The sequence below is a fragment of the Streptomyces sp. NBC_00287 genome, assembly GCF_036173105.1.
Taxonomy (GTDB): Bacteria; Actinomycetota; Actinomycetes; order Streptomycetales; family Streptomycetaceae; genus Streptomyces.
The window spans coordinates 9470163-9494388 of sequence record NZ_CP108053.1 but is presented as its reverse complement, the minus strand read 5'-3'; the positions used below and the strand labels follow the sequence as shown (position 1 = coordinate 9494388).

Annotated in this window: 19 protein-coding genes and 1 pseudogene; 13 read left to right on the top strand and 7 right to left on the bottom strand. The window is 69.2% G+C overall.

Translation table 11 applies throughout. From position 1 onward, the window contains the following. From OHT76_RS43315 to OHT76_RS43270, 10 genes are all read left to right on the top strand, one after another. Complete coding sequence (locus OHT76_RS43315; RefSeq protein ID WP_328876339.1) at positions 1 to 2772, top strand: hypothetical protein; 2772 nt, start codon at positions 1 to 3, stop codon at positions 2770 to 2772. Continuing rightward, positions 2769 to 3920 (top strand): C40 family peptidase, encoded by a 1152-nt coding sequence (locus OHT76_RS43310; RefSeq protein ID WP_328876338.1) that lies wholly within the window; start codon positions 2769 to 2771, stop codon positions 3918 to 3920. The genes OHT76_RS43315 and OHT76_RS43310 overlap by 4 nt, the downstream gene beginning before the upstream one ends. 224 nt (positions 3921 to 4144) lie before the next feature. Continuing rightward, positions 4145 to 4555 carry a hypothetical protein gene (locus tag OHT76_RS43305; protein WP_328876337.1) on the top strand — a complete coding sequence of 137 codons (411 nt, stop codon included), beginning with the start codon at positions 4145 to 4147 and terminating at the stop codon, positions 4553 to 4555. Continuing rightward, positions 4531 to 7164 carry an ATP/GTP-binding protein gene (locus OHT76_RS43300; RefSeq protein WP_328876336.1) on the top strand — a complete coding sequence of 878 codons (2634 nt, stop codon included), beginning with the start codon at positions 4531 to 4533 and terminating at the stop codon, positions 7162 to 7164. Before OHT76_RS43305 ends, OHT76_RS43300 begins: the two co-directional genes overlap by 25 nt. Beyond that, entirely contained in the window at positions 7155 to 8069 is a 915-nt protein-coding gene (locus OHT76_RS43295) for a replication-relaxation family protein (RefSeq protein WP_328876335.1), read from the top strand. Before OHT76_RS43300 ends, OHT76_RS43295 begins: the two co-directional genes overlap by 10 nt. A gap of 333 nt (positions 8070 to 8402) precedes the next feature. Further along, on the top strand, positions 8403 to 8555 hold the full coding sequence (locus OHT76_RS43290; RefSeq protein WP_328876334.1) for a hypothetical protein: 153 nt from the start codon (positions 8403 to 8405) through the stop codon (positions 8553 to 8555). Then, on the top strand, positions 8552 to 9244 hold the full coding sequence (locus tag OHT76_RS43285; protein ID WP_328876333.1) for a hypothetical protein: 693 nt from the start codon (positions 8552 to 8554) through the stop codon (positions 9242 to 9244). The genes OHT76_RS43290 and OHT76_RS43285 overlap by 4 nt, the downstream gene beginning before the upstream one ends. 5 nt (positions 9245 to 9249) lie before the next feature. Then, the gene (locus tag OHT76_RS43280; protein WP_328876332.1) at positions 9250 to 11823 is read left to right on the top strand and encodes a bacterial transcriptional activator domain-containing protein; all 2574 of its coding nucleotides are present in this window, start codon (positions 9250 to 9252) and stop codon (positions 11821 to 11823) included. A gap of 212 nt (positions 11824 to 12035) precedes the next feature. Then, positions 12036 to 13214, top strand: a complete 1179-nt coding sequence (locus tag OHT76_RS43275) for a DUF2637 domain-containing protein (RefSeq protein ID WP_328876760.1) — start codon at positions 12036 to 12038, stop codon at positions 13212 to 13214. Between the two features lie 508 nt (positions 13215 to 13722). Continuing rightward, entirely contained in the window at positions 13723 to 14193 is a 471-nt protein-coding gene (locus OHT76_RS43270; protein WP_328876006.1) for a hypothetical protein, read from the top strand. On the opposite strand, the gene OHT76_RS43265 is transcribed toward OHT76_RS43270, so the two are convergent. Further along, a complete protein-coding gene (locus OHT76_RS43265; protein ID WP_328876209.1) occupies positions 14165 to 14881 on the bottom strand; it encodes an IS5 family transposase in 717 nt (238 codons plus the stop codon). The two genes, OHT76_RS43270 and OHT76_RS43265, sit on opposite strands and share 29 nt — an antisense overlap. Before the next feature lie 112 nt (positions 14882 to 14993). On the opposite strand from OHT76_RS43265, the gene OHT76_RS43260 reads away from it, so the two are divergent. Next, complete coding sequence (locus OHT76_RS43260; RefSeq protein ID WP_328876208.1) at positions 14994 to 16610, top strand: IS4 family transposase; 1617 nt, start codon at positions 14994 to 14996, stop codon at positions 16608 to 16610. A 620-nt stretch (positions 16611 to 17230) separates the two neighbouring features. On the opposite strand, the gene OHT76_RS43255 is transcribed toward OHT76_RS43260, so the two are convergent. Beyond that, positions 17231 to 19024 carry a caspase, EACC1-associated type gene (locus tag OHT76_RS43255; RefSeq protein WP_328876331.1) on the bottom strand — a complete coding sequence of 598 codons (1794 nt, stop codon included), beginning with the start codon at positions 19022 to 19024 and terminating at the stop codon, positions 17231 to 17233. After that, positions 19005 to 19352, bottom strand: coding sequence for an effector-associated constant component EACC1 (locus OHT76_RS43250; protein WP_328876330.1), 348 nt, complete (start codon positions 19350 to 19352; stop codon positions 19005 to 19007). The genes OHT76_RS43255 and OHT76_RS43250 overlap by 20 nt, the downstream gene beginning before the upstream one ends. Positions 19353 to 19513: 161 nt before the next feature. On the opposite strand from OHT76_RS43250, the gene OHT76_RS43245 reads away from it, so the two are divergent. Further along, a complete protein-coding gene (locus OHT76_RS43245; RefSeq protein ID WP_328876329.1) occupies positions 19514 to 20410 on the top strand; it encodes an ISL3 family transposase in 897 nt (298 codons plus the stop codon). Continuing rightward, positions 20358 to 20897, top strand: a pseudogene (locus tag OHT76_RS43240) (IS5 family transposase); the annotation flags it as partial. The gene OHT76_RS43245 and the pseudogene OHT76_RS43240, both read left to right, overlap by 53 nt. Before the next feature lie 191 nt (positions 20898 to 21088). On the opposite strand, the gene OHT76_RS43235 reads toward OHT76_RS43240, so the two are convergent. The 4 genes from OHT76_RS43235 to OHT76_RS43220 form a co-directional block, all read right to left on the bottom strand. Then, positions 21089 to 21924 (bottom strand): IS5 family transposase gene (locus tag OHT76_RS43235; protein WP_328868630.1). Its coding sequence is split into 2 segments (ribosomal slippage): positions 21089 to 21549 and positions 21549 to 21924, totalling 837 coding nucleotides; the frame shifts between segments, so codons are not numbered across the junction. After that, entirely contained in the window at positions 21866 to 22339 is a 474-nt protein-coding gene (locus tag OHT76_RS43230) for a hypothetical protein (RefSeq protein ID WP_328876328.1), read from the bottom strand. Before OHT76_RS43230 ends, OHT76_RS43235 begins: the two co-directional genes overlap by 59 nt. Positions 22340 to 22544: 205 nt before the next feature. Further along, positions 22545 to 23369 (bottom strand): hypothetical protein, encoded by an 825-nt coding sequence (locus tag OHT76_RS43225; protein WP_328876327.1) that lies wholly within the window; start codon positions 23367 to 23369, stop codon positions 22545 to 22547. Positions 23370 to 23446: 77 nt separating this feature from the next. After that, complete coding sequence (locus OHT76_RS43220) at positions 23447 to 24154, bottom strand: hypothetical protein (RefSeq protein ID WP_328876326.1); 708 nt, start codon at positions 24152 to 24154, stop codon at positions 23447 to 23449. Positions 24155 to 24226: the final 72 nt, after the last annotated feature.

Sequence of the window (24226 nt, the reverse complement as noted above, 5' to 3'; positions counted from 1 at the left end):
ATGGTCCGTCCAGCTCGCGCGACGCTCCGGTCGGCCGGCGTCCTCGTACTGCTCACCGGCGTGTTCGTCATGGTCAACAGCCAGGTCGTGTACGCGGCGGGCAGCAACAGCGAGACCGGGGACCTGCTCGCCCCGCTGAACATCACCTCCTCCGAGGGCGTGCCGATCAACGGCTACGAGCTCAATGCCGAGGGCGGCTCCATCGTCAGCTTCAAGACGCAGTCCCTGGCCTTCGCCCTGTCCGGGCTGTTCACCCTGATCCGGCTGCTGGTCGGCCTGGCCGGGTGGGCGATCGAGGTCGCGTTCCGGTTCCCGCTGCTGTCGATCCTGACCCGCCCTGCACAGGAGGTCGCGGACACCTACAACGACGTGGTCGTCAACTCGTTGGGGTTGAAGGGTCTGCTGCTGGCCTGGGCGTTCGTGTTCGCCGGTTTCATGATCGTGCGCGGGCGGGTGGGCCGCGGCCTGGGCGAAATCTTCCTCACCCTGCTCATCGGCGCCCTCGCGGCCTCGACGTTCGTACGCCCCGATGTGCTCCTTACCGAGGACGGTCCGCTGGGGCAGTCCCAGCAGGTGGCCGCCGAGGTCGCCCAGCAGAGCGTCAACTCCTATGACTGGGGCGGCAAGCTCGCCAGCATCGGGCCGTGCGACGGCCTGGCGGGCAACGCCGAGATCAGGTGTCTGGAACGCGAGGGCGAAGGCCCGGTCGACGCAACCGACGTCGCCCGCCCGCTGCAGGACGCGGTCACCAACGCGCTGATCGTCAAGCCGTACATGCTGCTGCAGTACGGGCGCATCCTCGACCCCGCCAAGAAGGGTGATCAGAAGGCCTACGCCGTGCATCTGAAGTGGGTCACCGGCGGATACGACGCCCAGAAGTCGAAGCAGGACCGGGAGGGTGCCTGCGACCTCGTCTACGGCCCGGCCAAGAACTACTGCATGGACGGCGGCGACGCGGCCGGGGACGGCGAGTTGCCGTCGCTGACGCCCGGGGGCGAACTGCTGGACTCCTCGAACGCGGTGGTCAGCGAGGAGGACCAGGAGTTCGCTGCGTTCCTTGCCGACTTGGAGAAGGCCGGGGACGTCGGCAAGGCCTGTGCCGCCTACGCCAAGCAGCCCACCTGGTGGCGCATCGGCGGCGCCGCCCTGCTGCTGATCGCCGCCCTGTTCATCTGCGGCATGCTCCTGTCCAGCGCGATCGTCCTGCTCGGCACCCAGGGCATCTGCGCCGCGGCCGCGGCCATCGGCGGCGTGGCGTTCATCGCGGGCATGCTGCCCGGCCCGGCACGCCAGTCGGTGTGGAAGTGGTTGTCCCTGTGGGGGATCGCGGTCCTGGCGGTGGTGGGGATCTGCGCGTTCGTGCCGTTCTTCGGGATCGCCGTCGACGCCACCATCACAGAAGGCCCGGACCTGATGGTCGAACGGATCCTGCTCATCGACGTCCTGGCCATCGCCGGTGCGGCCGGACACCGCCGCCTGCTGGCCTCGATCTCCTCCTTCGGGCAGCGCATGGCGATGCGGATGCGCTACGCCAAGATCGGCGGCACCCACCTGCCCGGCGACACCTCCGAACTCGGCGCCGCCCTCGCCATGAACTCCCCCACCATGCTGGGCGGTTACAGCGGCGGGCTGCGCGCCTTCACCGGCGGCGGTGGCGGCCGGTACGGGATCCTCGGCACCCGCCACAAGCTGATGGGCGCGCTCGCCTCGCTGACCGACGGGGCGGGCATGCCAGTGGACACCGGACGCGTCCTCCCCGACGCAGGCGCAGAAGCCGGTCGGGGGCTTGCCCCGCTCACCGCGGCCGCCGCCGTAGGCGGGCTGGGCGCCCGACTTGGCGCCAAGGGCGCCAACTGGCTGCTGATCGGGCGTCGGCCGGACCGGGAGCAGCTTGCCGCGTGGCGCAAGCCCACCGCCGACGGCGACCCCAGCCGCAGCGGCCCGGGGGATCCAGGTGGTCCTGCGGGCGGCGGGGGGTCAGGCGGAGCGGGGCCGTCGCGGCCCGGTGGCCCGCCCGACCGCTACCGCAACGAGGAGGGCCAGGTCGTCGACCGCACCTCCGGACAGGTCCTGCACGATCAGCACGCCGACCGCACGCTGCTGTCCACCCGCGCCCACAACCGGCTCGTCCGCTTCCGCGGCTACCGCATCCTTCACCGCGGCAGCCGCACCGTCTACGGGGCGACGGCCGGTCTGCCCGCCAATGTGCGCCGGGCCAGGACGGGAGGCTCCCGCTTCTCCCAGGACGCCCGCCAGCAAGTGCGGGTGTGGGGCAACACCCTCCGCGAAGACGGCCGCGCCTGGGGCGACGCAGGACGCCACGTTGCCCAGGCGCTGCGGGAGAACACCGACGACCGCGGCGGAAACGGCCCCTTCACCGCCCGCCGCCTCACCAACAGCCCAGCCACCGGAGGCCGCCGCCCCACTGCCTCACAGACCGCCATCCCAGGCACTCGCCCCGCGGCGACACCCTCCGCGCCCAGCACCAGCAGTTCGCCGCGGCCGGCCTCCGCCGCTTCTCCGGGCCAGGCGCTGCAGCGCCTGCTGAACGACCCCGCGGAACTGCGGCGCCAGACCATCGCGAACGTTGCGCGGGTGGATCCCGCACTCGCGCGGGCCATGCGTGGCGACCCACCCCAACCGCCAGGCCAGGATGGCAGCCCCGCTGACGATCAAGACGAGCAGGCGCGCGAGCGGCAGCGGCAGGCGGACGCCCTGCGCCAGCTACGCGCCCGCTGGCGGCACGACGACCAGAGCGGTGAGCGAGAGTGAGGCGGACCAGGCGCCGCCTCGCGCGGTGGGGGTGTGTGGGGGCGGCGTTGCTGTTCGCCGCGGTGTGCTGTGCCGTCCCGGCCGGCAACGCGATCAGCACCTACGTCGCCCTGAATGCTGGGGCGATGGACGGTGGAGGGAACGCCGAAGGCGGCACGGCCGCGGACATCCCACCGCGGATGCTGACCGCGTACAAGAAGGCCGTCCCACAGGTCGGCAGGCACGCGCCGCACTGCCGCGGCATGCGCTGGCCGATCCTGGCCGGGATCGCCAAGGTCGAGTCCAACCACGCCGTGGGCCGGAACATCGCCGATACCGGCGACATACGGCCGCGCATCTACGGAGTGCTCCTCAACGGCTCCGGCGCAGGCGGCAACACCACCGTCTTCCCCGACACAGACAACGGCCGCTGGGACGGCACCGCCAGCGGGGAGCGCGCCGTCGGACCCTTCCAGTTCCTTCCCTCCACCTGGACTGTGTTCGGCGAGGACGCCAACCGTGACAAGGCGGCCGACCCGCACAACGCCGACGACGCCGCCCTCGGCGCTGCCATCTACCTGTGCGGCGAGGGCCGCGACCTGACCCAGCGGGACCAACTCAAGTCAGCCGTCTTCCAGTACAACCACTCCGATGCCTACGTCGCCAACGTGCTGGGCTGGATCGACCAGTACGCCGCAGCGGCCAAAGACCTGAATCTGACGGAGGTCTCGGGCAAGGCCCGCACGGTGATCGAGGCCGCGCTCGCCCAGCGGGGCGTCCCCTACTCGTGGGGCGGCGGCACCGCGAACGGCCCGTCGTACGGGATCTGCTGCTCCCCCAGCGGCAAGAGCGGCGTGAGCATCAAAGGCTTCGACTGTTCGGGGCTGACCGTGTACGCATACGCCAAGGCCGGGATCCGCCTGCCGCGCACCGCGGCCGCCCAGGCCGGCGTCGGCGAGCGGATCCCCGCGCGCCTCGGTACCAGCGCCCTCAAACCGGCCGACCTCGTCTTCTACGCCTACGCCCCAGGCCGGGATTCGACGATCTATCACGTCGGGATCTACCTCGGAGGCGGCCAGATGGTCAACGCTGCCCGGCCGGGCACCGTCATACGCGTGGACGCGGTCAGCGCGATGCCGGGCTATGCGGGAGGGGCACGGCTGCTATGACGACACCGATGTCGCGCTCACCGCGTCTGCTGTTGCTGAGCACCGTCTTGTTCGCCGTCGTCGGCGTCGCCTTGCTGAGCGTGCCGCACGGCCCAAAGTCACCGGCCCCTGAGGTGTCATCGACCGCGATCGCGGATCTGTTGTCCGCGGCATCCGTGCCTTCAGAGGGCAGGGCGAGCGTGGGTGCGGCTCGCTCAGCGACGGCCGCCGTATCGACACCGCCGGTGCCCGGGGCCGCTCTGGCGCCGCACGGCGAGGGCGTGGCCGGCGACCGGGCCATCCAGCGGTCGCTGGAGGCGGCCTGGCCCGCCGACCTTCCCACCGATGACGAGCGGGAGTTGCTCATCGTCGGCCGCGCGCTGCTCCGCGCGGACGCCACCGGAGCCGGCCGGGCGACGTGGCCAGGCGTCTTTCCCCGCTCGGGGGTGGTGGCTCCGGCGTTCGCCACTGCTCGCTTCCGCATCCAGGCCGCGATCGCCCGCCGCGACGGCGGCCCGAACAGGGCGGTGGTCCACCTGGTGTGGGCCGGCATGGACCGCGGCGGCACCTTCACCGACCTGCGTATCACCGACCGGTTCTTCACTCGCGCCATCAAGAAGGGAGCACCGACGTGGATTCCGCAGCCCGGTACCTGACCGGTCAGGCCGACCAGAGGGCGGCTGGTCCAGCGCTCGGTCTGCTCACCGGCCTGGCCGATGCTGTCGGCTGGCTCTACGAGCACTGGTACGTGGTGGCCGTTGCTGTCGCCGTGTCCTGGGGCGTGGCTGAGTGGGTGGTGCGCCGCCTGGCGAGGAAGGTTTCCGCCGAGCGGATGGCCCTCGAACTCGTCCCCACCCGGCACTTCGACCCTGGCCTGGAGGAGATCTTCCGGCGCGGAGTTCAGCTCGCGCGTGCCTCCACGGCGATGCCGTGGTGGGCGCCGCGCCGGGCGAAGACGGTGCAGATCAGGCTGCGCGCGGACGGCACCACTCCGCTGCGCTACCGCATCGAAGGACCGGCCGGCGGTCAACGGCTGTTGTCCATCACCCCGTTCGGCCCGGACGTCACCGTCCACCGGGCGAGGCCGATCGCCGACAAGCCCCGCACGCACACAGTGCGGGCCGAGTTCGTCCTGCGGGGCAAGACGATGGCGCCGCTGCGCGAGGTGCCGCTGCAGCCTGACCCACTGCAGCCGCTCGTCGATGCGGTGGCCGACCTGCGCGCCGAACTCGGGGATCTCGCCGAGGTCCACCTCGACATCCAGCGCGCACCGAAGTGGGCGCTGCGGGCACGCCGTGTGCAACTGCTGGGAGCCGCACGCCGGTTGGAGCATCGTGAGGCCCAGCGTGCCGCGCGTTGGCTGCGGCAGGACGCCGGCGGTACCGAGGACTCCTTCCGCTGGCAGCTTCAGCAGCTGTTCAGCAGCGCCTCACAGGGGCCAGGGGCGGGGCGGCGCCTGGTCATGCCGCCGGTGCCGCGGCGGGTGGAGCCGGCTGAGGCGCTGGGCAAGCTCGCCGAGGACGACCACTTGGTGCGGGTGCAGCTGCTGGTGATGTGCGCGTCCAACGTTGAAGGCCGGGCCCAGGCTCGGCTCGCCCAACTGCAGGCCGCTCTGGATGTGTTCGGCGGCAGCTCGCGGTGGGCGATGCGTGGCTGGCGGCTGGGACCGTGGCGGGTCGGGGCCGACCATTGGCCCACCCGCCGCGGTTTCGAACGCCGCTGGAATCTTGGGCAGTGCCGGCCGCCCCGCGCGAACTGGGTCCAGCTGCCGGAACTGACCGGGCTGCTCAAGCCTCCCACCGTGCACTGCCGTCTGCCCGTGTTCGCCGCTGACCTGCCGACGTTCACTTTCGGCGACCCGCGGCTGCTGCTGCAGGGCAGCTACCGCAGTGCGGACGGCCGCGAGCGGCTGGTCGCCACCTACGCCGAGGAGACCCTGTTCGAGGTCGGGGTGGGCAAGGCGGGCGGCGGCAAAACCGAGCGGGCCCTGGCGCAGGCGATCGGCTGGGCCCATTCCGGCGGCGGGCTGCTGTTTGTCGATCCGCACCGCGACTCCTGGCCCCGCGCCCTGCCGTTTCTCGCGCATGAGGAGTTGATGGATCGGATCGCGCTGATCGACCTCAACGCGCTGGGCCACTCCCCGCGGGTGAGTGCGTGGAATCCGCTCGGCATGCACCACGGGCAGGCGGTGCACGAGGTCGTCGAGTCGGTCGCCGACGCTTACGCCTCCGTGCTGGGCTGGGACGATGCCACCGCTCCGCGTGCGCTGACCATCGTTACCGCCGCGCTGACCGTCCTGGTCGCGGTCAATGAGGCGGCCTGCCGGGCCGGCCGGCCCGACGACCAGGCCACCCTCTTCCACCTGCGGGCTCTGCTCACCGATCCCGCCTTCCGCAAGGATGCGCTCGCCGCCGTGGCGGGCCGACTGGATCAAGAGAGCCGTGCGTGGTGGCAGTCGGTGTTCCCCACCCTGCCGCCCGACGCGTTCGCCGTGGTCCTCAACCCGCTTGCCCGCCTGGCCGCGAACCCGGTCACGCGTGCTTTCCTCGGCCAGCCGGTCGGCGTCTACAACATCCGTGCGGCGATGGACTCGAAGATGATCGTGTGGGTGTGCCCGGGCGGCAACGGTCCCACCGACCGTCTTTTGACCGCGCTGCTCGCCCGGGACCTGCTGCGGGCCGCGCGCTCACGCCGCGACACCCCCGAGGTGAAGCGGGTGCCGTTCCGCCCGTACTTCGACGAGCTGATCACCCTGACCGGCGTGGCCCCGGAGACCATCGCCGCGATGTTCGAGGATCTCCGTAAGTACCGGTGCCACGTCCACGGCATGACGCAGCTGCTGTCACGGCTGCCCGCGCCGGTGCGGCTGTCGCTGGTGCAGAACGCCTCCACGCTGGCCACCACTGCCGGTTCGACGTCCGCGATCGCACCCGTCACCGCGGAGTGGGGCGATGATCCCAGCCCCGACCGGGTCGCCACCATGGACCGCTTCGAGCACTACGTCTCCCTGACCGTGCACGGGCGGCGCATCGGACCCATCCGGCTGCGCGGCCCCTACCTCGACGACGTCTTCGCCGCGCAGGCCCGCCCAGGCAACGTCCGGGCTCTGGAGCAGGCCGCCCAGGCGAACGCCCAGGCGCTCCCGCTGCACCAGCTCACCGACCGCGCCGCCGCCCAGCTCGGCCGGGTGAGCGCCTTCCTCGCCGCGCACGCCCCCGCCCGCTCCGCCGCTGTCCGCCCTGCGAAGGACAACGAATGGTACTGAGCACCGCCCAGCCCACGGACCGTACGACGGGGGGCTTCACGCCCAGCCCCATGGAGCCCCTCAAGCATCAGCTCCTGGCCACGCTCGCGCAGCACCGCATGGCCTCCACTCATCAGCTGCACATCCTGCTGCGGCCCGACCGCTCCCGGCAGGCGGTCTCGGAGCAGCTGAACGACCTGTTCGGCGAGCGCCTGGTCGACTCCGTGGTACTGCCTCAGTCCCATCGCACCCGCGTCTGGTACCTCACGCCGAACGGAGCCCGCCTGACCCGGGACTGGCCCGCGCTGCGGGGCCGCCCGCCGTATCCGATCACCTCGGCGACGGCCGCCTCGCTCAAGACCCCGCACACCCTCACGGTCCTGCGCACCCATCTGGTGTTCGTCGCGGACGCCCGCCGCCGCGGCGACGAGCACGGTCACCTCGACTGGACTCCGGAAGTGTTCCATTCGATCGGTGACGGAGAGCGGGTCGTGGCAGACGCGGTGATGCACTACACGCTCATCGAGGGCGAACAGCGGCGCAAGCTGCGGGCGTTCGTCGAGGTCGACCGCGCCACCATGAGCAGCGGGCGCCTGGCGGCGAAGCTGATCGGGTACGCGCGGTTGTGGGCGTACGAGCCGCAGCCCCTTGGCCGACGCGCCAAGAGTCCCGGCCTCGGGTGGTTGGGCTGGTACCCCGTCTTCCCGCGGGTCCTTGTCGTGCTGACTGGTGCATCACGCCGGACCATGGACAACCGGATCCACGATCTCAAAGCCATGACGGCCCACCACCCACTCGTGGCAGACCTCGCCTGCGAGGTGCCGCTGGGCGCGGTCACCCTCGACGACCTGGAAGAGCACGGTCCCAGCTCTGACGTGTGGGTGCCCCTGGCCGGAGGCGCCTGTCGGCCCTGGACTGGGCTGTGAACAGCGCGGCGAGGGTCGAACGACGGCCCTGGAGGGAACGGTGAAGGGCTGTGCAAGCGAAGGGGCCGTTCACGACCGGAACCGGTCACCGCCGGGTGAGGCCTGGTCGGGACGGCTGCACCGCAACAGCCTTGCCGACACGTCATGAATCTTCCCTAACCCCATTGAACTTTGCTTACGCGAACCGCTAGCTTACTGTCGCGTCACACGACACACCAGCCAAACACCCTGTACTACAACCACTTTGGGGGATCAGAGATGAACTCTGATGCACCGTTAGTTCGCAGCAACAACGTAATCGTCGACAGCCTGTGGCCTGTCCGAACACTGTGCGTGTCACGCATCGGGAACGCCTGGGTCGTGCAGGCAGCCGGCGACTTCGACCTCGACGACCTCAACCAGGTCCGCGGCCGCTTCCCGCAGCACCACGTCACCCTCGACGGCGACGTCATCACCGTCTGGCCCCGCCCCAGGGAGGCACGGTGACCATACGCCTGATACGCCCGGCCACACCCCGCACCGACCACCAACACCCCAGTCCCAGCAACGGTCACCGTCACGGCGACGGCGCCGGGCGGCGTACCGCCCTCAACGCGTGGCGCCACCGGGGCCGGCCCACGTTCCTGACCCGCAGGGCACCGGCCGTGCTGGCCCTCGCGGCCTGCCTGGCCCTCGCCGCGGCCGGCTGCATCGGCCGCGACTTACAGGCCGAGGGCACCTCGCATGCCGCCTCGCCGGACGCCACCGGTACGCCGCGCCCGCAGGCGACGTCTTCGGCGGCGCCTCTGGCACGGATCGCAGGGCAGGACGGCCTTGTCCTCACGATCAGCTCGGCGACCCGCACCTCGAGCGGCATCCTCACCCTGCGCGGCACCCTCAAGAACACCGGGGACGGCACCACCGTGGTGCCGGCCGCCCTGCGCGGCAACGAACACGACATCGCCAAGAACGGCCAGTCCCTGGGCGGGGCCACCCTCGTGGACTTCCACGGCCGCAAGCGCTACTACGTGCTGCGCGACACCGAGGGACGCCCCCTGACCACCACCGGACTGTCCACCCTCAAGTCCGGGGAGAGTGTCGCGGTGTTCATGCAGTTCCCGGCGCCGCCCGCCGCCACGACGCACGTCGACTTCTACCTCCCGCAGTTCGACACCGCCACCCTCCCCCTCTCGTGAACGCCATGGCCTCCCCCACTCGCCCCTGGCCCGCCCGCTTACGCCACGCGCCGGCCGCCGTCCTGCTCAGCACGGGCCTGCTCCTGGGACCACACCCCCCTGCCGCCGCCCAACCCACCCCAACCCCCACCGAGCAGCCGCCCCTCACCCTCGATCGCGACGACCCGGTCCTCGCCCTCCCCGACGGCGCCACCCTCGCCGCTCCCAAGATCCTCGAACTCGACGTCACCCGGCTCACCATCCAGCAGCTCGTCGAACACCGGCCGGCCGGCGGACAAAAGGACGAGACCGCTGCGCCCGCGCCCTCCGCGAGCGCGCCGGCCGCGCAGCAGCCGGGCCGCGGACCGAGCAACACCCCCTCCGCAGCGGAGACCCCGGCACCGACCGCCAGCGCGTCCCTGCTCCCTGCGCCTCCGTCACGCCAGGCGCGCCCGCCCGCCACCTCCCCGCCCTCGTCCCCACCTGCTTCTGCCCCGACCGTCGGCGTCCCGGTCCTGCGCACCGTCCTGGGCGCCGGCGCCCTGCTGGCAGCCCTGCTCACCGCACTGCTCGCACTGCGCCTGCACCGACGCGCCGCACGCACAACGGCCCGCACGCACCCCCCACACCCACACGTGCCGACGCAGGGCGCCGAAGAAGCCGGAACAGCCCGCGCGGACACGGACCGTCTGGACACGGCCCTGCGCACGCTGGCCCACCATCACCGCGTTCACCACACCGGCCACAAGCCCCCCGCGCTGCGGGCAGCATGCATCGCCGCCGGCTCACTGCAGGTACTCCCCCAGGACAAAAGGCTGGCGCCCCAGCCGCCCTTCACCCGCAAACGACGCGGCTGGTGGACGCTGCCCGACAACGCGATGCTCCTCGACGACGAGGACGCCCGCACGGTGCCCGCGCCCTACCCCGGCCTCGTCACCGTGGGCACCACCAACCACGGCGACCTGCTCCTGCTCAACCTCGCCCAACTTCCCGCCCTGCTCCTGGAAGGAAGCCCCGACCACATCACCGAGGTGTGCAACTCCCTCACCCTGGAAACCCTCCTCAGCCCATGGGCAGCCGAAACGGAACTCTGGGCCATCGGATTCGGTGACGACCTGCCGCACATGCTGCCCACCCGCCCGATCACCCACCTGCCCCACGCCGGGCGGGCCCTGCGCCACCTCACCGAACGGCTCCTGGAACTCCACCAACAACCCCCCAACGCCCGCCCGGCCCCTCTCCTGGTGTGCGCGCCGACCCTCGACGCCTACACCGCACAGCAGTTCGCCGGTCTCATCGCCACCACCGACCACGCCCCGGTGACGCTGATCGCACCGGCCCACACTGCCGCCGCCCACCTCCCCACCGCGCAGATCCTGGATGCCTCCCGCAGCGGACCGCAGCAACTGCGCTGCGCCCGCACCCGCATCACGCTGCAACGCCTTCCGCACCCGGACTACCGCCAGATCATCCAGGCACTGGCCGACGCAGCCGAATCCGGCCCACCGTCCAACGCAGGGCACCACACCGGGCCGGGCGGGCACGAGAACGCACCCCGCCCCGCCATTGCTTCGCACCCCACCGGCGACAACACCCCGCAACCCGAACCCACGGCAGATGACGGCATGATCTTCCCGGCGCTGCTGGCCGCCACCGGCCAGGACCAGTCGCCCGGCCCCACTCCATCCCGTCACCCGCACCCCCCGGCCGCGGCGCACCCCCAACCGATACCAGCCCACCCAGCCCCACCCCGGACATACGGCCCGGCACGCTCCAACCCAGCACCGCCAGCCGGTGCAAAGACAGCACAAGGCCACAGCAGCGGGGTGCGGGCGGGGGTGGACGATGCGCAGGCACCCGAGCTCAGAGTCCTCGGCCCCGTCGAGATGGACCGCGTCGCCACCACCGGGCACGGACCCCGCCAGGCACAGCTGGCCGCCCTGCTGTACTTCCGCCCCGGCCGCAACGCCGACGCCCTGTGCACCCACATGGACCCCACCCGTCCCTGGACCACACGCACCCTCAACGCCCGCCTCCAAGGCCTACGCCGCGCCCTGGGCAACGACCCGAACGGCCACCCCTACGTCCCCCGCCGCCACACCGCCGACGACCCCTACCGGCTCTCCCCCCACGTGCAGTGTGACTGGACCCGCTTCCGCACCCTCACCGACCACGCCCTCACCCAAGGCCCCGCCGGACTCCCCGACCTGGAACAGGCCCTGGCCCTCGTACGAAGCCGCCCCTTCGGCAACCGGCCCCTGCCCTGGCAAGAACCCCACCAACAGGAAATGACCACCCACATCATCACCGTCGCCCACACCATCGCCGCCCACCGCACACCACCCGGCCCTCACCACCACCTCACCACCGCCCGCCAGGCCATCGCCACCGCACTCGATGTCGACGACACCGCCGAAATCCTCTACCGCGACTGGATGCGCATCGAAGCCCAAGCCGGCAACCGCCAAGGCCTCCACACTGCCCTCACGCGCCTCCAGCACATCAACACCAGTCTGGGCTGCCCACTCGAACCAGAAACCGAAGACCTCATCGCCACCCTCCTCCACCACACCGGCCCCGACCCGACACACCACCCATGACCCGTCACACCACCACATCACCAGGGCCCCCACAGCCCACAGGCCGCGTCGGCCGGACACCGCCCCAGCCGCACACACCAACGACAACCCGGCCACTGCGCGTGGCCGTCCACAGCAGCCCGACGCCCGGCGAGCGGGGGCCGTCCTGCACGCGACCAACCCCGCCTTCACGCCCGGCCGCACACACCCACCCGACGCCCGCCCCGAGCCGCCTGTACCGCACGCTGACCGGTGTGATCGTGGCGGGCGCCGTGATCATCGCCGGCATCGGCTTCGCGGGGTCGTACGCCGCCGTCCGCGAACTGGCCCTCAAGAAGGGCTTCGGGCACTTCAGTTACCTCTTCCCGATCGGCATCGACGCAGGCATCTGCGTCCTGCTCGCCCTGGACCTGCTCCTGACGTGGACCCGCATCCCGTTCCCGCTGCTCCGCCAGACGGCCTGGCTGCTCACCGCCGCCACCATCACCTTCAACGGCGCCGCGGCCTGGCCGGACCCCCTCGGCGTCAGCATGCACGCCGTGATCCCGATCCTGTTCGTCGTCGCCGTCGAAGCCGCCCGGCACGCAATCGGCCGCATCGCCGACATCACCGCCGACAAGCACATGGAGGGCGTCCGCCCCACCCGCTGGTTCCTCAGCCCCCTGCCCACGTTCCTCCTGTGGCGCCGCATGAAGCTCTGGGAACTCCGCTCCTACGAGCAGGCCATCAAGCTGGAGCAGGAACGCCTCATCTACCAGGCACAACTGCGCTCCCGCTACGGCCGAGCCTGGCGCCGCAAAGCCCCAGTGCAATCCCTCATACCACTCAAACTCGCCCGCTACGGCATCCCCCTCACGGAAACGGCCCCCGCAGGACTGGCAGCAGCAGGCCTACCACCGAACCCGCACGCCCCGCCCTCACAACCGACAGGGCACACCTCTCCCGACACCGCCGCACCCGGCGCCGACACAGCCCGAGACACACCAGCCCGCACCCCGCCCACCGAACCGCGCGGCATCGCGACACCCACCACCACGCAAACCCAGCCCCCCACCGACCCGCCCACACCCCCGCCGACTGCCGCAACCAGCAAGCGCAACGGTTCCCCCGCCCGCCTCTTCCCGACCCGGCCCACAGCAACGAGCACAAGCCAGCAGCCCGTTCACACGGCCAAGGCCACCAACGAGCACCCCACCAACAGCAACCACAGCACAGCCGCCCCACCCCACAAGCCCAACGAGACCAGCGCACACCGGGCTCCGGACCGCCATCCCCGCCCGACGGGCAATCACATGCCGCACCGCTCGAACGGGCCGCGTCACCCGCACACGACAGCCACACCTCCCCGGATCCCGCCGACCACCAACTCACCCAAGTCGACCGCTACTACCACGCCTGGCACACCCACCTGATCCACCACAACCAAGAACCAACCCCCCGCGAGCTTTCCCAACTCCTCGCCCGCAACGGAATCCGGGGCCGGCAAGGCCAGCCCGTCAAACCCAAAACACTCGCCCGCTATTACGTCCAATTCCGCATCTACACCACCTGGACCCACCACCGCACCCACACAACCCACCCCGACCTCGACCTCATCCTCAAAGAACTCACCCAAAACGGCATCACCGGCCAGTACAACAAACCCCTCACCACCAGCGACCTCACATCCCACCTGGACGCCTTCGAACACCGCTGGCACACCCTCAACCACCACACCATTCACACCAGTTGAAGATCACCAGCCAAGGACGCGGTGGTGGGCTCCGGTCCCCCGCGGCTGACTCAGCTGTCAACGGCCACTCAGACGCCATCCGCTTTCCGAACGTGATCGTTTAGTTCGGGTGGGTGGGCATGAACTCCCGTTCGTGGCGGGAGTGATGGGCGTGGTTCGTCCGCTGGTCTGGTTCGTGGAGGTCGCTGGTGGCGTCGGTGCTCGGTCTGCTGGAGGCCAGGGAGAAGAGGGTCCGGGAAGAGATCGCGCGGTTGCGGGAGGAGGCCGAGCGGGTGCAGGCCGCGCTCGGTGAGGCGGAAGCTGTGCTTCAGCGGCTGGTGGACGCCCGGGTGACAGTGACCGAGGTACTGGCCGGGCCGCCCTCGGTCGTCCCGGAGCCGATGGGAAGCGCGGTGGCGGGTTCGACGGTGCCCCGGCGGGAGACGGGCATGGCGGCGACAGCCCTCGCGCCGGACTACCAGCGGATCCTGTCGGTGCTGGAGTCTGAAGCGGGCCGGGAGGGCATGCGCTGTCAGCAACTGGCCGTCACTCTCGGGCTCGAGGCCGTCCCGGCGAAGGTCGAGGGACTGCGATCGAAGGCGAAACGCCTGGTGGAGCGGGGATGGGCACTCCAGGTGCGGCCGGGAGTGTTCACCGCTCTCGCGGTGCCGGCCGTCTGAAAGCGCCGGGGCGGCGTCCGGCCAGGCGACCGCTCATGAGCATGGTCATCGACCACAGCACCATGGCTTCGTGCATGGCCGGCAGTGTTTCGTAGTCGCGCACCAGGCGACGCGAGCGCATCAGCCAGCTCAGCGTCCTTTCCACCACCCACCTGCGCGGCAGCACCACGAACCCCACTGTGTCATCGGTGCGTTTGACGATCTGAAGGGTGAGCCGGGGCTTCTCGCGGGCCCAGTCAACGAGCCGGCCGGCATAGCCGCCGTCCGCCCACACCAGGCGGATGGAGAAGTACTCTCGTCGCAGCCGCTGAAGCAGCGGGACGGCGGCGTCGCGGTCCTGCACGCTCGCCGCACTCACCGCGACGGCCAGGACCAGGCCGAGGCAGTCCACCACCAGGTGTCGCTTGCGGCCGCCCACCTTCTTCCCGCCGTCCCAGCCGGACGTCGAGCGCGGGATGTTCACCGCCGCCCGCACCGACTGGGAGTCCACGATCGCGGCCGTCGGGTCCGCCGTGCGGTCCTCCTTCTCCCGGACGCGGTCGCGCAGCCGGTCGTGGAGTTCAGCGAGCAGCCCCGTGACCTGCCAGCGGCGGGCGAAGGCATGCACACGCCGATACGGCGGGAAGTCCGCGGGCAGGTTGGCCCACTTCACACCGTTGTCCACGACATAGCGCACCGCGTCGAGCATCCAATGCCACGTAGTTAAGGGCGAGTTGGCAGTGTCAAGGGTGAGGTGAGAAAGAGGAGACCTCTGCTATTCAGGGGATCGACCAAGATCTACCTGAGGAAGCAGAGGCCCTGTGGCTCAGTCTGTCACGGGCGGAACCGACGTGTTCGCGCCTGGTCATATCGGTGAGTTGACGCAGGTCATCCCACTCGAGCTGGTGGATGCAGTGCTGGACGAGACCGGGGCTCGCGAGCGACGACTGCGAAGTCTCCCCTCACGCGTCGGGGTGTACTTCGTACTCGCGCTCGGGTTGTTCGGGCACCTGGGAACCGGCCTGGTGTGGGGCAAACTCGTGGCCGGACTGACCGTCATGGTGCCGCGACCATCGGAGAAGGCACTTCGCGATCTCCGTCGGCGGGTCGGCGTGGCCCCGCTCAAGCAGCTGTTCGACGTGCTGGCCGGCCCGCTGGCCCAGCCGTCCACGCCCGGAGTGCGTTACCGCTGCTGGCGCACGGTCGCCTTCGACGGCTGCGGGAGCCTGAACGTCCCCGACCACGAACGCAACTGGTCCTGGCTCGGCCGAACCCAGCGCCGTCACGGTCCAACGGGCTACCCCCGGCTGATGCTCATGACTCTGTGCGAAACCGGCACCCGCGGCCTGATCGGCGCCGTCTTCGGCCCCGCCAGCAAGGGTGAAACCGACTACGCTCACGACCTGGTCGGCCACCTGACCTCGGACATGCTTGTTCTGGCGGACCGCGCCTTCGACAGCAACAGACTGCTGGTAGACATCGCGGCTCAAGGGGCCCAGTTCCTGATTCGCGCCACCAGCGTCCGACGCCCGCCGGTGCTGGCACTGCTGCCCGACGGCTCCTACCTGACCCGGATCGGTGACCTCTCGTTGCGAGTGATCGAGGCCGAGGTCCGCTCCCGTACCGCCGACGGCGGCGTGTTCGGCGGGACCTACCGCCTGCTGACCACACTCACCGACCACTCCAGCGACCCCGCCGACCACCTGGTGCATCTCTACCACGAGCGTTGGGAGATCGAGATCGCATACCTGGCGCTCCGTCACACTCTGCTCCAGGGGCGAGTCCTGCGTTCGAAGGACCCGGTGGGGCTGACGCAGGAGATGTGGGCACTGCTCACTCTCTATCAAGCCCTGCGCTCTGTCATGGTTACCGCGGTGGAGACGGCATCCGGCTGCGATCCCGACCGAGCCGCTTTCACCGTCGCTTTGGAAGCCGCCCGCGACACGGTCATCAGCTCAGCCGGATCCACTCCCGCCGCTGAGCCGATCATCGGTTGCGACCTGGTGGGACGCATCGGTGCCCGCGTCCTCCAGACGCTGCTTCCCGGCCGTCGGATGCGGCTGTCCACCCGCATCGTGAAATGCGGAACCTCCCGCTACAACAACTGGAATCGCGATGGTCGATCTCGCGGCAGCACGTCGATCACGACCATCGAGATCAGCGTTCGTCCACCGGGCCTCACCGGCACGCATGCCCGACACAGGGCTGACTCCGGCCGCTGGGACAGGGTCTGCCAGATCTTGGCGATGAACTCCAACGAGTCCATGCACGCCCGTGAGATCGCACAACGCCTCGGCCTCACCGTTACGGGACGCATCCTCAGCGGCTTCAACGCGCAACTCTGCTACTGGGCCCGAAACGGACGGCTCATTCGTACGGCACCGAGCACCTACAAGATCACATTCCCTGATGGCTTGACACCGCCAACTCGCCCTTAACTACGTGGCATTGGTCGAGCATCACGCGGTGGCAATAGCCCTCCGGCCGCCCGCCTCGCCCCTCCAGCCAGGCCGGAACCGGAAGCAACGGCCGTACGACCCGCCACTCCGCCTCCGTCATGTCGGAGCCATAACTCGCAGTGCGGTCCGGCCGGTCCGCCGCATTGCCGAACCTGTGCGCGAGACAGTCACACGACGGTGGCAGCGAGTTGGACTCCACGCACGCGGACGCGAAAGACTGCGGCAACAGGGCCTCCTGGTGCTCGGTTGGGATCGCACCCCCGAACTACCAAGAGGCCCTGCTGCCATGCGTCGGCCTTCCCGCGATCACCCGATCAGGAACCCTGTTCGACCAGCCCAGCCCCGTGATCGATAAGCGGATGGCGTCTCAGTTCGGATCTGATCCACTTCTTGTGGAGTGGTGACGCGGCGTCACGATGCGTAGTCGGAGAGGATGATCTGCCGTTGCAGGAGGTCGAAGCCAGCCTCGCCATAGCCTCCCCTTTTGATCCGCTTCGCACTATTTACGCTTCCGCACCGCGAAGCCCAGGTCACAACCAACGTCTGAGTCTTCTACCGCGCCCGGAACGGCCCATGGTGCCGAAGGCGGCTGACGGAGGTCACCTAACGAGCGGGTTTCCGCTGACATCCAGTACGCGGAGGCTGGGGAGTTGGTCGATGGCGCGGGGCAGGCGAGCCAAGTTGTTGCCTCTGAGGTCCAGGTGGACCAAGTTGGTGAGCTGACCGATCTCCTTGGGCAGTTTGGTCAGCCCGTTCTCGCGGAGGTCCAGATGGGTCAGGCTGGCGAGCTCTCCGATCTGGGGCGGCAGCGTAGTCAGCTTGTTCTGGCAGAGGTTCAGGTGGGTAAGGTTAGCGAGCCGACCAATCTCCTTGGGCAGGTACGTCAGCCCACGAGTGGCGGACGTGAGCGCCACTCCGACGAAGTCAACGAACCGGCCGGGGGTGCGCTTCATCAGTGCGGTCATGAGGCTGCGGCCCTGAGTGAGGCTGTTGACCTGTGCTTTCGGTCGCGGCCACCTGCTATCCAGGTGCCCGCCGAGGTCCAGGTACGTGAGGTTGGTGAGCTGACCGATGCTTTTCGGCAGCGACCTCGGCGTCTGGCCGCCGAGGTCAAGGTGAGTGAGATGGGTCAGGCCGCCGAGGCCGTCGGGCACGTGCTCGAGCCGGAACCCGCAGATGCTCAGGTAGGTGAGGTGTGTCAGCTGCCCGATGCTGTCCGGCAGCCTGGTGAGCGGATTGTAGTCGAGGCTCAGCTCGGTGAGTTCGGCAAGCCGAAGGAGGTCGGGCGGAAAGCTCGTCAGCCAGTTGCCTCCGAGGTTCAGCACCTTGAGGTCGGTGAGGTCGTAGAGCGATCGGGGAAGACGCTCCAACACCAGATGACCCAGGTCCAGGACCCTAGAACCGTTGCGCTGCGCTGCTTTGATCCGATGTACGGCCCGCCGCTCCACCAGCTCCAGGCCGCCATTCCTTTTGCCCGAATGCTCGAGGATCTCATGGTCGGCAAAGCGGATGGCCTCCGCGATGCTCATCGTGGGCTTAATCGGCGAGCTGTTGGGGGTCGGGGCCCCTCCGGCTCGTGCGGTGGAGGGAGGTGGTACGGGGTCGGCGAGACTCAACGCCGCGTTCTTGGTGAAGGGATACCGATCGGCCGTGCCGGTTCCTCGTTGGCCGGGCCGGGGTAAGCCGCGGGAGGCAAGCCGCTGCTGCAAGAGCGGATAGAGGTCGACGAAGGCCAGGTGGGCCGGGCCGCTGGGGATGCCGGTGCGGACCAGGTCCAGCAACTGTCCGGTGAAGGAGGTCGTGGCGGTGTCCTGTTCGGCCAGTGGTGGGACATGAGCGGTCTGGTTGCGGGCCGTCGCGGTCAGCGTGTAGACGCCGTCGATGTGGGTGAGGTCGGCCAGTCCACCGCTGGAGTCGGCCGCCAGGGTCTCATCGGCGTGCCCGGAATAGCAGCAGTCCAAAATCGTGGTCTTCACCCGGGCTGCGCACGCGCCGCGCCTCAGAGCTTGAGCCACCCAGGTGTAGCTGATGCCGGTGTACTCGGGAGCTTCATCGACGCTGTCGGCCACCGTCAGACACAGCCGACCCTCCACAGTGAGTCTGCCGTGCCCAACGTAGTACAGCAAAGCCACCCCTGAGGGCGGGACGTCCTGGAGCAGCTTCCGAAGCTCCGTGGCCACCTTGCCGGCGTTGCGCGGATTCGGCATGACGGTCACCTGGTCGGGGGGCCATCCGCACAGTGCCGGGTCGGTCAGCATCTCCCGCATCCTCGCCAGGCTGTTCATCGCCGCGGGAATCGGCGGGAACGCAGCGGTGTCCTCGTAGTCGGACACGCCGATCAAAATCGCCCGCGACCCCTGGCGGAACGGCAGGTCAGGGGCGGTCGAAGTCACGCAGCACTTCCTGCAGCATCGGCACGGCGTCTTTGACGTTCGTGGCTTCCAGCTCCACTGACCGTTCCCCAGCCGACACGGTCACCTTCACGTCACTGTGGCGCGTCCGCAACCAGGTGTTCAGCGACCGGGTCAGCGCAAACCCCGCCCCGCCGGATCCCAGGACCACCGTGATCAGATCGAAGGCACCTCCCAACTCGCCCTCGCTGATCCGGGTCTCCATCGGGCTGACGTCTCCCTGCAGTTCATCTTCCTCCTGCAGCCACCGCCACAATGCCGCCAGCTCATCGGCCCGGTCCCCGCTCGTGATCCGGATCTCTACATCCATGTCTGCCGTCCCTCGTTCTTGGCGATGGTCGGATGATTCCAGGAATGAGCCCTCCCGCGAAGGAGATTGACCCGAAGTGCACCCGCCTCAATCGCCACGTGGTGCGGTTCTGATCCACCTGTTGTGGGGTCTGTGACGGAGCGTCATCACTGGCTGGCAGGATGGCTGCTCGTGTGATTGCAACGTGCTCTGGTCGGTCTTCGCTCATCTGGCGACGGTCGCGGTGGATCAAGTGGTGGTCGGTGACGTTCACGGCGCGGGCCGTGACCCCGAAGGCGGCCTGCCCTGACTGCGGCACCGTTTCCGACCGTGTCCACGGCAGCTACCGGCGACGTCTGACCGATCTGGCGGTGGCCGGACGGAAGGCCGTGATCAACCTGTTGGTGAGGCGATTTGCGTGCTCTGCCGCAGGGTGCTCGCGGCGTACGTTCGTCGAGCAGATAGACGGGCTCACCGAGCGGTTCGCGCGCCGCACCCCTGCCCTGCGTAGGACGCTGGAGAGAGTCGCGCTGGCACTGGCAGGTCGCCCGGCGGCCCGGATGGCCGCACACCTGGCGATCCCGGTCAGCGCGAACTCGCTAATCAGGCTGCTGCGCAAGCTCCCCGACCGACAGCCCGCCGCGGCTCCGCGCGTGATGGGGCTGGACGATTTCGCATTCAAGAAGGGCCACGTATACGGGACGATCATCTTGGATATCGAGACCGGCGAGCGTGTGGACGTGCTTTCCGACCGCACCTCGGAGACGCTCACCACATGGCTGCGCGACCACCCCGGCGCGCAGATCGTGTGCCGGGACAGGGCCAGCGCCTACGCGGAGGCCGTCCGCACCGTCTGCCCCGACGCCACGCAAGTCGCAGACCGGTTCCACTTGTGGAAGAACCTGTGCGAGGCTGTCGAGAAGTGCGTCGCCCAGCACCGCACGTGCCTCACCGAGCCCACCAAGGACACGACCGCCGGCACCATCGTCATGGAGACCGGCACGGCAGTCGACGAGGGCTCATCACCGCGTGCCCCGGGTGCTGGGGCGGCGGCGCCGTCCGGCCGAGCATCGCCTTGATGAGGCGCTAGGCCGGTCACGGGGTGGTCTCACAACGAAGATTCATCTGGCGAGTGACGGCAGCTGTCGCCCATTGGCTGTGCTGATCACTCCCGGACAGTGGGGTGACGCGCCACAGCTGATCAATGTTATGGATCGTGTTCGAGTCCCTCGCCCAGCTGGCGGTCGCCCGCGAACGCGACCGGACCACGTGTGCGGCGACAAGGCGTACAGCTCTCGCCGGAACCGCCGCTACCTGCGGCGACGCCAGATCAAGCACACCATCCCTGAGCCGAAAAATCAGAAGGTCAACCGCCAACGGCGCGGTAGCGACGGTGGGCGGCCGACCAGCTTCGACAGCACTACCTACAAAAGGAGGAACGAAGTCGAGCGTTGCCTCAACGCACTCAAAAGCTCCAGAGCCGTGGCGACTCGCTACGACAAGAGGGCCTACGTCTTTCACGGCACGGTCACTCTTGCGGCGATTCGGTTGTGGCTCCGCTACTGATATCAGCCACCGCAGCAGATGCCCCGGTGGTTGCCTCAGTCGTCGGCGGCGACGATGAGCGTGATACGCCCAGCCGAGCGGTCGATGAGCACGAACTCGTGGAAGTAGTCGTGCACGCGTCCCCAGTCATGAATCGCATCGTCACCGAGCTCGCTGAGGTAGTAGATGCCATCGACTGCGGCTAAGAGGTCCTAACAAAGGCGTTGGACGTGGCGGTGGGTGATGAGGCAGGTGGCGAGGCCGAGGAAGGCTTCGTGGATGTCGTCGCGTCGTTCCCAGCGGATCCGCAGGCGGCGGAAACCGTGCAGCCAGGCGATCGTGCGCTCGACCACATAGCGGAACATGCCCAGGCCGCTGCCGTGTTCCTGTCCTCGTTCGGCGATGACCGGACGGATGCCGCGGGCCCAGAGCAATCGGCGGTACTTGTCGTGGTCGTAGCCGCGGTCGGCGAGGAGCGCATCGGGTCTGCGTCGGGGCCGGCCGACGACGCCGGCCACGGCCGGGACCTTGTCCAGCAGGGGCAGCAACTGCGTGACGTCGTTGCGGTTTCCGCCGGTCAGGGACACCGCGAGCGGGATGCCCTGGGCGTCGGTGAGGACGTGGTGCTTGCTGCCCGGCCGTGCGCGGTCGACCGGGCTGGGGCCGCTTTTGGGCCGCGCCGAGCGGCCCGCACGTGGGAGGAGTCGATCACCGCCCGCGACCAGTCCAGCTTCTTCGCTACCCGCAGCTTCTTCAGCAGTATCAGGTGCAGTTCGTCCCACACGCCGGCCTCGTTCCAGGCGGCCAGCCGCCGCCAGCACGTCATGCCCGAGCCGAAGCCCAACTCCTGTGGGAGGTACTCCCATTGGATGCCGGTGTGCAGCACGAACAGGATCCCGCACAAGGCCTGCCGGTCCGGTACCCGCGGCCGGCCCTCCACCAGCTTCGGCCCCGGCTCGGGCAGCAACGGCTCGATGAGCGACCACAGTTCATCCGACACGATCCAAGGCCGCGACTGTCGCTTTCCCACGACCAGACCAACGACCATCCAAGCCGAAGGTCACATGATCAACAGCTTCTGTTAGGACCTCTAAGCGGGCGAACACCTCCTGCTGCAGATCTGCCTCCAGCTCGGTGGGCACGTCCCAGAGCGGATCCACCCACTCCCGCAGGATCTGCACGGCATTCTCCTGGCTGATGGGCTCGTACAGGTCGGGAGTGATCAATCGCAGCCAGTACGGACCGTGCCGGTGTCCGTCCGGCAGCACTCCACCACCTGCATAGTCGTCCCGGAACTGCTCGTGCCCAATCAGTGCGGCAAGCAGCCCTCTATCGTCCACGGACTCCGCAGAGAAGCGGAGCTGCTTGATGTCGACCCACCGAAACCCGTGCTCCTTCGGATCTGGGACGCAGCGTCGAAAGTTGATGAAGGCGCTTTCCTCGTGAGCGAGCCCGTTGTCCATGGCGCCAGCCTAGAAGGCAGGCAAGGTGACCCTGCCGACTCACCGGACAGGCCCTAGCCTGGAGCTGCGCGCGTCCACCACCGAGGTTGCTGTGCTCGCGTTTCGGAAGCGAGGCTCGTCGCCACACGCCCGCCAAGGGAACGTTCGTGATCGCCGCCCCTACCTCGGACACATAACCCTCGGACGACGCCGAGTAGTCCTTCGGTCACCCCAGCTTCGCGGCCTGGGTCTCGGCCAGGACGGTCGGGAAGTCCCAGTCGTCGCCGGAGACCGTGGCGGCGGCATTGACGGTGCTGAACTGGGCCAGGACACCGTCGTGGCGGAAGACGACCACCCTCATCGGGCCCGGCTCGCCGCCGCCCTGGCTGACCGTCGCGGTGAAGGCCACGGCCTCGTCCCCGACCTCCGGCGCCGTCGCCGTGTCCACCGTGTCGACGTCCTGCGGCATACCGTCGGCTTCGGAGTCGAAGTCCCCGTCGCATGCGGCAATCCCACTGTGCAGCGACTTGAGGGCTGCCTTTGCCGCATCGGCGCTGTCGTAGGAGGCGAGGGTCAGCGTGGTCTCGGTGACCGTGAACGCAGCGTTCAGTTCCTCGACGCCCTGCGCCGAGTCGATCGCGGCGTCGTCGAGTTCGGAGGTGATCCACCGTTGGGTGGCGGCCACCGGATCGCCGAGGGCGACGCCCCACATGACCCGGTCGACCGCGGCACAGTCTTCCTCACCCGTACTCACTGGCCCCTGGGCGAGCAGACCTGCCGCGCCAGGGTTGTCGACCTCGAAGCCCGTGAGATCACTCGCAGTCAGGGACGCCTTGTCCAACTCGGCGACGGTCAGCGGCTTTGCGGCGGCAGCGGCAGCGGCAACGGCAACGGCAGCGGCAACGGAAGCAGACGGAGATGCGGACGCGTCGGCGGCGGAGTCACCGTCCCCGGAGCCGCCGCACGCAGTGAGCGCGCCGACGGAGACCAGGACGGAGGCGGCAAGAGCGCCGGTACGGAAGCGGGAGCGGCGTATGCCGGATCTGTTCACGATGTGCTGCGTTCGCTTTCTCTGTTCCTCAAAGGTGACTGACGTACCGCCAGCCAAATCTGCTCATACCAGGCGCCTCAAGGGAGCTTGGCCAACTGGGCGTCCACGAGAGCCGCCGGCACGGCGAAGTCCCTGGGGGCACGGCCCTTGGGCACGGCGCTGAGGTAGGCGACGGTGTTCCCCTTCCGCAGGAGCACTGCCTTCCCCCGTGTCTTCCCCCCGGCCCTCTCGACGACCGCGCCCAGCCCCATCGCCTGGTCCGCACCGTCCGGAGCCAGATCCAAGGCGACCTTCTTGAAGCCCCGCTCCTCGCCGTCCACGGTCGCCGTGAAACCGTCCGCACACTCGTCGACCGCTGCCGCAAGACCTTCCATCGCCGACTGAGCCTGATCGCCCTCATACTGGGCGAGGACCACGGTCACCATGACGTCCTCCCCCGACGCCTGGCGTACGACCATGCTCTTTGGCTTACCCAGCACTGTGCCGGACAGGACGTACGCCGCAGAGACACAGGCGCGCCACGGCACCCGCACTTCCCTCTGATCAATCGCAGCCTCGGTCACGGTCACCGCGAACCTGTCCACCTCCCGGCCCGTCAGCGCCGCCTTGTCCAGTCCACCGGACAAGGGGTCGGCACTCGCCTGCGTGACCGGCCTCAGATCCAGTTCGTCAGCCGAACCAACGCCACCGCTCGCGACACCGCACCCGGAGATCGATGCGCACAACGCCAACACGGCGCACGCCCACACACAACGCATCCCGCCCCTCCCATCGAGCCATAGCATATCTCCCTTGGATGACCGTCCAGTCCGACAGCTCGACCTCCAGAAACTCCACGGCGGAAAGCTAATCGACAC